The sequence below is a fragment of the Trabulsiella guamensis ATCC 49490 genome (assembly GCF_000734965.1).
In the GTDB taxonomy this organism is placed as follows: Bacteria; Pseudomonadota; Gammaproteobacteria; order Enterobacterales; family Enterobacteriaceae; genus Trabulsiella; species Trabulsiella guamensis.
Genome location: NZ_JMTB01000126.1, coordinates 60,268 through 70,051 on the forward strand (window position 1 = coordinate 60,268; position 9,784 = coordinate 70,051).

At 49.5% G+C, this 9,784-nt stretch carries 10 protein-coding genes and 1 pseudogene; 10 read left to right on the forward strand and 1 reads right to left on the reverse strand.

The window, feature by feature from the left end:
- Positions 1-49: 49 nt before the first annotated feature.
- The 8 genes from dacD (at position 50) to GTGU_RS22570 (ending at position 7,172) form a co-directional block, all read left to right on the forward strand.
- A complete protein-coding gene (gene dacD, locus GTGU_RS22535; RefSeq protein ID WP_072012050.1) occupies positions 50-1,222 on the forward strand; it encodes a serine-type D-Ala-D-Ala carboxypeptidase DacD in 1,173 nt (390 codons plus the stop codon).
- 89 nt (positions 1,223-1,311) lie between these two features.
- Entirely contained in the window at positions 1,312-1,779 is a 468-nt protein-coding gene (gene sbmC, locus GTGU_RS22540) for a DNA gyrase inhibitor SbmC (protein ID WP_038162984.1), read from the forward strand.
- Between the two features lie 107 nt (positions 1,780-1,886).
- Complete coding sequence (locus GTGU_RS22545) at positions 1,887-2,945, forward strand: FUSC family protein (protein WP_038162993.1); 1,059 nt, start codon at positions 1,887-1,889, stop codon at positions 2,943-2,945.
- Between the two features lie 172 nt (positions 2,946-3,117).
- A complete protein-coding gene (locus GTGU_RS22550) occupies positions 3,118-3,453 on the forward strand; it encodes a DUF496 family protein (protein ID WP_038162995.1) in 336 nt (111 codons plus the stop codon).
- Positions 3,454-3,567: 114 nt separating this feature from the next.
- Positions 3,568-4,110, forward strand: a complete 543-nt coding sequence (gene cobU / locus GTGU_RS22555; RefSeq protein WP_038162998.1) for a bifunctional adenosylcobinamide kinase/adenosylcobinamide-phosphate guanylyltransferase — start codon at positions 3,568-3,570, stop codon at positions 4,108-4,110.
- On the forward strand, positions 4,107-4,847 hold the full coding sequence (cobS, locus tag GTGU_RS22560; protein WP_038163001.1) for an adenosylcobinamide-GDP ribazoletransferase: 741 nt from the start codon (positions 4,107-4,109) through the stop codon (positions 4,845-4,847). Before cobU ends, cobS begins: the two co-directional genes overlap by 4 nt.
- Before the next feature lie 15 nt (positions 4,848-4,862).
- A complete protein-coding gene (gene cobT, locus GTGU_RS22565) occupies positions 4,863-5,918 on the forward strand; it encodes a nicotinate-nucleotide--dimethylbenzimidazole phosphoribosyltransferase (protein ID WP_038163004.1) in 1,056 nt (351 codons plus the stop codon).
- Positions 5,919-6,698: 780 nt separating this feature from the next.
- Positions 6,699-7,172, forward strand: coding sequence for a hypothetical protein (locus tag GTGU_RS22570; RefSeq protein WP_038163006.1), 474 nt, complete (start codon positions 6,699-6,701; stop codon positions 7,170-7,172).
- Between the two features lie 121 nt (positions 7,173-7,293).
- Here the strand turns inward: GTGU_RS22570 and GTGU_RS26735 are convergent.
- Positions 7,294-7,511 (reverse strand): annotated as a pseudogene (locus tag GTGU_RS26735) (hypothetical protein); the annotation flags it as partial.
- 363 nt (positions 7,512-7,874) lie between these two features.
- On the opposite strand from GTGU_RS26735, the gene GTGU_RS25530 reads away from it, so the two are divergent.
- Positions 7,875-8,021 carry an ESPR domain-containing protein gene (locus tag GTGU_RS25530; protein ID WP_084222846.1) on the forward strand — a complete coding sequence of 49 codons (147 nt, stop codon included), beginning with the start codon at positions 7,875-7,877 and terminating at the stop codon, positions 8,019-8,021.
- Between the two features lie 239 nt (positions 8,022-8,260).
- A partial coding sequence (locus GTGU_RS22575; RefSeq protein WP_169741199.1) for a beta strand repeat-containing protein occupies positions 8,261-9,784 on the forward strand: 1,524 nt, incomplete at its 3' end.

The window sequence follows — 9,784 nt, forward strand, 5'->3', positions numbered from 1 at the left end:
CGCGAACTTCCGTAAAAAGAGCAGCGATTTTTATAACGTTCTTGAGGATATGCTATTGAAACGCCGTTTGTTTATTGCTGCATCTTTACTCGCGATGAGTATTTCATCGGCACTGGCCGCCGAAACGATTGAATTTTCCCCCACCGCGCCAGCTATTCAGGCGGGCTCCTGGGTTCTGATGGATTACACCACCGGCCAGATTTTAACCTCCGGCAACGAACATCAGCAGCGCAATCCCGCCAGCCTCACCAAACTGATGACGGGGTATGTGGTTGACCGCGCGATCGACAGCCATCGCATTACGGCGGACGATATGGTGACGGTAGGGCGTGACGCGTGGGCAAAAGGGAATCCGGTTTTTGACGGGTCATCACTGATGTTCCTGAAAGCAGGCGACCGTCTGACAGTGCGCGATTTGAGCCGCGGTCTGATTGTGGACTCCGGTAACGATGCCTGCGTGGCGCTGGCGGATTACGTGGCGGGAGGTGAGCCTCAGTTTGTGGCGATGATGAACGACTATGTGCAAAAACTGGGGCTCAGGGATACACACTTTGAGACCGTCCACGGTCTCGATGCGCCTGGCCAGCACAGCTCTGCTTACGATCTGGCCGTGCTGTCGCGGGCTATCATCCACGGCGAGCCTGAGTTCTACCATATGTACAGTGAGAAGAGCCTGACCTGGAACGGTATCACTCAGCAGAACCGCAATGGTTTGCTGTGGGATAAAACCCTGAATGTGGATGGTCTTAAGACCGGTCATACGTCCGGGGCAGGGTATAACCTGATTGCGTCTGCGGTTGATGGTAAGCGTCGCCTGATCGCCGTCATCATGGGCGCGGAAAGCATGAAAGGGCGTGAAGTTGAGGCACGTAAGTTGTTGCAATGGGGGCAGCAGAATTTTGATACCGTGCAGATCCTGCAACAGGGCAAGCAGGTCGGTACCGAGCGTATCTGGTACGGTGACAAAGAAACCATCGCCCTCGGTACCGTTGAAGATTTCTGGCTGACCCTGCCGAAAGCGGAAATTCCGCATATCAAAGCGAAATACATACTCGATCAGAAATCGCTGGAGGCACCGCTGGCAGCGAACAAACGGGTCGGGGAAATTGAACTTCTTGATCGCGATAAAGTGGTGGCACATATGCCGCTGGTCACGCTGGAGGGCGTCGGGAAGGGCGGTCTGTTTTCGCGCTTCAGCGACTGGCTGCATCATAAAGCGTAATTTTGTGAATCGTCGCACATACTATCAATGACTCCTCTGCTAGCTTTATATGTATATATATACAGTAAATCACCAATAATGGAGGCAACATGGAATACAGCATCAAGCCACAAAATCAGCGCACGATTGCCGGGTTTCATTTGGTAGGACCATGGGAAGAAAAGGTCAAACAGGGATTTGAACAACTGATGGCGTGGGTGGATGGCAAGCAAATTCATCCGCTCGAATGGATTGCCGTTTACTACGACAACCCGGAGATCACCCCGCCAGAAAAACTGCGCTGCGATACTGCCGTGACGGTACCTGATGATTTTACCATCCCGGCAAACAGCGAAGGCGTGATGATGACCACCGTCGAGGGCGGGAATTATGCTGTGGCCCGCGCGCGGGTAGAAAATAATGATTTCGCGACCCCGTGGTATCAATTCTTCGAAAGCTTGCAAAAAGATGCGACCTGGCAGTTCGCGCCGAAAGCCACGTTTGAAGTCTACCTGAACGATGGTGCTGTTGACGGCTACTGGGACATCGACATGTACGTTTCGGTTGAACGTAAGTAAGCGAGCGGACATTTCCCCTGCGAAAGTTAAGGATTGTTACCATAGCGTGATGCGATCGGCAGAAAACCCGTTACAATTGTGCTTTACGGCGTTGCCGGAGAGTAGGTGTGCGTGCTGACAAATCACTGAGTCCTTTTGAAATTCGCCTGTATCGTCACTACCGTGTTGTTCATGGTGTGCGGATAGCGCTGGCATTTATTCTGACTTTTTTGCTGGTCCGCGTGTTTGACATCCCGGAAGGAACATGGCCCCTGATCACGCTGGTGGTGGTGATGGGGCCAATTTCGTTCTGGGGAAACGTGGTTCCACGCGCCTATGAACGCATAGGCGGCACCATTCTTGGCTCCGCGCTAGGGCTGGTGGCGCTTAAGCTTGAACTCATTTCTCTGCCGCTGATGCTGATCTGGTGTTCTGTGGCGATGTTTCTCTGCGGCTGGCTGGCGCTGGGGAAAAAGCCGTACCAGGCCCTACTGATTGGTATTACGCTGGCCGTGGTGGTGGGTGCGCCGCCCGGCGATCTGACTACTGCGCTCTGGCGAAGCGGCGATGTCATCTTCGGCTCTTTGCTGGCGATGCTGTTTACCGGCATCTGGCCGCAACGCGCTTTCCTCCACTGGCGAATTCAGATGGCGAATTTTGTCACCGTCTACAATCGCCTCTACCAGACGGGGACCTCACCCAACCTGCTCGAACGCCCACGGCTGGATAAACACCTGCAAAAGATGCTCGGCGAGGTCGTCAAAATGCGTGGGCTGATCACGCCTGCCAGCAAAGAAACGCGTATCCAGAAATCGATTTTCGAAGGTATTCAAACCGTCAGCCGTAATCTGGTATGCATGCTGGAGTTGCAAATCAACGCGCACTGGGCGTCGCGTGAAAGCCATTTTGTGATGCTCAATGCCCGGACGCTTCGTGAGACACAACAGATGACTCAGCAAACGCTGCTGACCATCGCCCACGCCTTGTACGAAGGGAATCCACAACCGATACTGGCTAATAGCGAAAGATTAAGTGAAATCGCCGCCGAATTACGGCAGCTAATGCAGGAGTACCACAGTGAAAACCTGTCGGAAACGCCGATCCACGGCTACGTCTGGCTCAGCATGGAGCTCGCGCGGCAGCTTGAGATACTCTCCCATCTGATCTGCCGTGCATTGCGCAAATAAAAGACAGACGGGCAGCGGTGTGATGTCAGGTTGTTTCGATTCAGCGGCATTTAGGGTTATGATGGCTCCAAAGCAATAACCATTGTCATCAGCGATTGCTATACGTAATGTATCCCTACGGCGATAGCGGTTGCTTTAACGAATCCGAGTTTTAATTAGCAGGGGTGTAAAAATGGAAACAACTAAGCCTTCATTTCAGGATGTACTGGAGTTTGTTCGCCTGTTCCGACGCAAGAACAAATTGCAGCGTGAAATCCAGGACGTTGAGAAAAAGATCCGTGACAACCAGAAGCGTGTTCTGCTGCTCGACAACCTGAGCGACTACATCAAGCCAGGCATGAGCGTCGATGCTATTCAGGGCATTATCGCCAGCATGAAAAGCGATTACGAAGATCGTGTTGATGACTACATCATCAAAAATGCTGAGCTGTCCAAAGAACGCCGTGATATTTCAAAGAAGCTGAAAATCATGGGCGAAGTCAAAGTGCCTGAAGGTAAAACCGAATAAACCGGTTCGCGGTGAGAGCCTGGCTCTCGCCGTTTCCTCTTCCTTTCATCCTGATGTTTGTATGAATCTTATTTTATTCAAACCTGCCCCATTTCTGCATCAGGAACCCGCAATATGATTGTTATCACCGGTGGCGCCCGCAGCGGTAAAAGTCGCCATGCCGAGTCGTTGCTTAGTCATTATCGTTCCGTGCTTTACATCGCGACATCGCAAATTTTCGATGACGAGATGGCAGAGCGGATTGCCCATCACCGCCAATATCGCCCGGCGCACTGGCGTACTGAAGAGCGCTGGCAGCGCCTCGAACAGGTGATCACGCCGGATAACGACCCCGACGAGGCTATCCTGCTGGAATGCATTACGACGCTCATTACCAATATCCTTTTTGCAGAAGGCGGTGACAGTGATCCGGACACCTGGGATTACGCCGCGCTGGAGCAACGGGTGGACGAGGAAATTACACATCTGATTACCTTGTGTCAGCGCTGTCCGTCGCCGGTTGTGCTGGTCACGAACGAAGTGGGAATGGGTATTGTGCCGGAGAACCGGCTGGCACGGTATTTTCGTGATATTGCCGGACGAGCCAATCAAAAACTGGCGCAGGCGGCAGAAGACGTCTGGCTGGTGGTGTCAGGTATAGGAGTCAAAATAAAATGAACAGGGTTTTCTTTGCCACGCTCTCTTTTATGAGTCGTCTGCCTGTGCCGCAGCGCTGGTCTCAGGGGGTGGAACTGCAGGATTATGTCCGTGGCATCATCACCTTCCCGCTGGTCGGCCTGCTGCTGGGGGCGCTGAGCGGAGTGGTGTTCTCACTGCTGCATACCTGGTGCGGTACGCCGCTGGCCGCGCTGTTTGCGGTACTGACACTGGCATTGCTGACTGGTGGGCTGCATCTGGACGGGCTCGCGGATACCTGCGACGGCGTTTTCTCTTCGCGCCCACGTGAACGGATGCTGGAGATCATGCGTGACAGCCGTCTCGGGACGAATGGTGGGCTGGCGCTCATTTTTGTGTTGCTGGCGAAAGTGTTGCTGATTAGCGAACTGTCGCTACGTGGCGTCTGGTTGCCTTCGGTGATTGCAGCCGCCTGCGCCGCCGGGCGTGGCGTTTCGGTCCTGCTGATGTACGGACAGCGCTACGCCCGTGATGAAGGGATGGGCAACCTGTTTATTGGCAAAGTGACGTTCAGACAGGCCGCTATTACCGTAGGTATCACCGCCGTGCTGGCGATAGCGCTGCTGGGGATGAACGGGCTGGTGGCATTCTTGTTCACGCTTGTTGCTATCTATGTGATCGCAAAATTGCTCAAACGCACGCTTGGCGGACAGACCGGCGATACGCTGGGCGCGGCAATCGAACTGGGCGAAGTCGTCTTTCTGCTGGCTCTGCTGTAACAGGGAACGTTGAAGATGCAAAATCTGAATGCGTTATTAAATACTATTCCGCAACCTGATACAGAAGCGATGGCGCGTGCGCAGCAGCATATTGATGGTTTGCTGAAGCCGCCGGGTAGTCTCGGGCGACTGGAGGCGCTGGCCGTACAATTAATGGGCATGCCCGGTCTGGCCGGTAAGCTACGGCTTGATAACAAAGCCATTATTGTTATGTGCGCCGACCATGGCGTCTGGCATGAAGGCGTTACCATTTCACCGCAAATCGTCACCGCTATTCAGACCGCAAATATGGTGCGCCAGAATACCGGCGTCTGCGTGCTGGCGAAGCAGGCTGGCGCGCAGGTACATGTAATTGATGTCGGCATTGATGCTGATCCGATCCCCGGTGTCGTCAACATGAAAATGGCAAGGGGCAGCGGCAACATTGCACGGGAAGCGGCGATGACGCGCGAACAGGCCAACGCATTACTGGTGGCCTCCATGCAGTACACACGCCAGCTTGCCGCCGATGGTGTGACGCTGTTTGGCGTCGGTGAATTGGGAATGGCTAACACTACGCCTGCTGCCGCGGTGGTCAGTGTACTGACACAAACCGAACCGGAAGCGGTGGTTGGCGTCGGCGCAAATCTCCCTGTAAACCAGCTGGCGCATAAAGTCGATGTGGTGCGTCGCGCCATCGACATTAACCAGCCTGACGCCAGGGATGCCATCGATGTGCTGGCAAAAGTGGGTGGATTTGATCTCGTCGGCATGACTGGCGTGATGCTCGGCGCCGCCAGCTGCGGTCTGCCGGTCATGCTGGATGGTTTTCTGTCATACGCATCTGCACTTGCCGCCTGCCAGATTGCGCCTGCGATCAAACCCTATCTGATTCCGTCTCATGTCTCTGCTGAGAAGGGCGCCCGCGTGGCGCTGAACGCGCTACAGCTTGAACCTTACCTGAATATGGAAATGCGCCTGGGTGAGGGTAGCGGCGCGGCACTGGCAATGCATATCGTCGACGCCGCCTGCATGATGTACAACCAGATGGGCACGCTGGCAGGAAGCGATATTGTGCTGCCGACGGCGTAGTTTAGTGTGTTGGCTGCCGTGAGAGCATTCGGCAGATGCATCAAATGCAGTTGAAAAGCAAAAAGCCTGCTCGAAAGCAGGCTTTTTAAATCTGGCTCCTCTGACTGGGATCGCCATTGCCAGTAACTGGCTGTTTATTAAGCTAGTGCAAAAAACCATTTCTGTCAAGACCACCAAAATGACCACCATGTAACATTACTGCTGAACACATCAAGAATTTCGTGATCTTAACCAGTCATGTTGATCGCTCACCAATAACTCTGTGTGTACTGGGGAAACACATCAGTATAATCAATATAATCACCATTATGGCTATGGTACAGTGGTGCAACCTGAATGCTGGTAGCACAAAATGTTAAAATATATCCTGTTCATAATAATTTTTTATAAATTCAAAATAAAAACAATGAGTTATGCTTAGTTATAATCTCCGGGTAATTTGTTTTCATGGAAAAATCACTTATCATCCATGCTGTTATCCTGTATGCTTGGAATCCCTGACAATAGATTAAATATCTTCAGTAATACTGCCATGATTAAAGGTTATCTTGTCAATGATAAATTTGAGTTCTGGTCAGGTGATAATCTTCCGGTACTGCACGCAGACCAGAGCATTCATTACAGTCTTACAGTGCCAGCATCACAATGTTATTTATTTCTTTTAAAAAATTACCAGGGTTTTGCCAGAGTTATTCGTTGAATGTATCAATATAATACAGGGTGCCGCCACGGGGTGTGTCTCAGTATAATATCGCGATATAAAATAAAATGAGTAAAATTATGAAGGTGAAATATATTTTTGCTGTCATTATCACAGTTGTTTCTGTGTTCGTGGCTGTTCATGTATCCAAAACTGAAGCAGATGCAAACAGAATCAACTGTATCGCCAGAATGGTTTATGTTCAGGGTGGGGTAATACAACATCTTACACTCGGCTTTAACTTCAATAAGCAGACTCATTCAGGCGTTGTTAATGTTGAAGGTATCCTGTTTCCGGGATGGGGAAATGAATTGAATATTAACAGGGATATATATTTTGATTTTATGCAGGATGCAAATAGTTATACGCTAATCTCCGATGAAGTTCATATTATAAAAGGAGAAAGTCCTGGACGGGATGTGCTTGAGCAGACACTCCCGGAGTTCTATTCAGCAGCAAATAAAAAAATAAATTATACTATATCCAGAGAGGAAAACTCAGGGTATCTTTTTTCGAATGCAGGAATGCCACTTTTTTTTTGTGAATGTTCTTGACCCGCCATATCCAGACAGCTTTTGTATCTTAAGTTAACGATGCCCGCTGACGCCGGTATTCCCCCGGAGAGTGATATCCCGGTGCACTTTACGGGGGTTTTTGCTGTTGTGCAGTACCAGCGATAAGTGCCTCCGGCCAGCCGGAACTCAGCAACTGCCGCCACCAGTTCAGCGTCCGTGTTGAGATACCAGAGGCTTCTGAGGAAGCCGTATACTGTGCTTATCCCGGAAGTGTAAAGCCTTCATTTTCATTGTCGGTATGCCAGCCATCAGAGAAAGCCCAGGAGCGTAACCGGGGAGTACTGAGGATAACCAGACATTGAACGATTCAGACGCCATTTTGCACATTCATCACGGAGCGATTTTTCTTTTTTTTATTTGTTAATTCATTAAATCATTTTAGTTATGAATAACTGGCATTAATTAACATTTTACATGGAAAAAGCCACAATTAACTAAGATTAATAGACTTATTGATTAGGATGGTATTCCCGTCTGATTTACTGTGAAGGCGATAGTTTGTATTAAGGAGGCATTGAATCAGGGAGGAGCCGTAATAAGTCATATGTCATCCTGCCAACGCCAACGCCAACGCCAACGCCAACGCCAACGCCAACGCCAACGCTTAAATGACATATATTCCGGCACACTGAAAATTAACAGTAAATCAATCTGCATGGATATGTAGTAGGTGGTATTAAAATGAACAAGACATACAGAGTCATCTGGAACGAATCGTCTCAGGCATGGGTCGCCGTTCCTGAGTTTGCAAAAGCGCGTGGTAAACGTGGGCGGACAGCTGTCGCTGCAGCAGTTGTACTGGGACTGACCGGATATCGCCAGCTGTAACAGCTTCAACCACACCGTGTGGCACGAATGACTGCAGTAACCTGACATATACGCCAGGAACAGCCAATAATGAGGGGCGCGCTTTTATTATTGACGATAATAGTGACTATACTTTAGGCGGAACAGTTAAATTTACTGGTGCTAGCGGCGTTTCTGTTCAATATTTGACAATCGCTGCACTTTATCAATCTGGTTATGCCACAGGCCCAGTTGACCCTTCATCATTCCAGAGAATAGAGGTGGGTTCTCAATCAATTGGTATCGCAGTAACAAATCCGGCAACAAATATTACGACTACTATTACAACATATGACACCAGTAAACTATATTTGGGGTCTAATAGTGGGACGACACCTATTTATTCACCATCCCCTACGGGTAGCGGTCCATTTGTTGATGCGAAGATTGCAGAGGTTTCTGGTGGTGGGACGTTTAACATGAATGCCTCCGGTGCCGTTAACGCTTCTGTTAAAAATACGACATATATAGATGTTACTGATGGTACAGCAAACTGGAACTCTGTTAACGCTGTGGGATTTGCAGGGGATGCAGCAGGGATTGATTCATCAGCATTCGATCCACGTACTATTACGGCGTCAAATTTTACATTCGCAGGGAATTTTACAGTTACTTTGGCTGATGGCTCAACAGTACAGAAAACAGTAAATAATCTGGATGATTTAAAAAACTATAACACCTGGCTTCAGCAACAGGTTGCGGCAAAGAACTTTGGCTCAGGGAGTGCTGCACAAAATGCGTACAACAGTGCTTTTAATAAAGCGTACATTGTCACTAATTACCAGTATACACTGACACCTCCTTCAATCCCGGCAGATGATCCTGCAATGATACCAGCCGGTGAGCGAATCGTTATGCGCGCTAATGGAGCAAATGCTATAGCTCAGATATCATCCACTGGGGGTATTAACATTGGTAGTGCAGGTGGTGCTATGTCTGCCATAGTATTAAAAGCTAAAAACGGTGGTACCGCTATTAATGATGGCATTATCAATGTTACAGGTCAAAATGTGAAAGTTTTCGATGCTGATAGTGGTGGCCATATTATAAATAATGGGGTTGAAAGCAGAACAAACTCAACTAATGTAGTTGATACTATTACAGGTGCCGGAACTACGCTTGAGAACTACGGTACAGTAAATATGGGAGGTACAACAGTCAATGGTGGCTGGACAAGCAAGTGGCTGGAGATTAGTAATAATGCTACTGCCACAAATAATGGCGCTGTAAATATTGGTACTACAATTGATGGTAACGTATCAGGAAATCCTAACATTATTAACGTAACTACGGGTGGTGCGTTTATAAATGCTGGTGCGGATGGAAGCGCTAATGGATATGCCGGTGTTATATATTTAGGCAGAGAGGCTTCAGTTAATACTTCATCCGACCCAGTTTCACGCGGGGGGGATGATGTTGTTCATACAGGTTACACGGGTATTCGGGGTGCATCTGATTCTACTGTGAAGAACGATGGTCAGATTATTATTGGTACTGGCATGCAAAACTCCAATGCTATAGTTGCTACTGGTACAAACGTTAATGTCACTGTGGGTAAAGACGGTGTGATTACCGACAATGGTAATTACCCTGTTGCCGCAGGTAACGCACCATTGCGCAATGCTGCCATCTACAGTAATGCCACTTCAGGTACCGTGAATAACGACGGTACCATCAACCTTAACGGTGCAAACGGAGCAGGTCTGTATACCTACGGGGGTGGGATTGCTTCATCCTCGGGTACC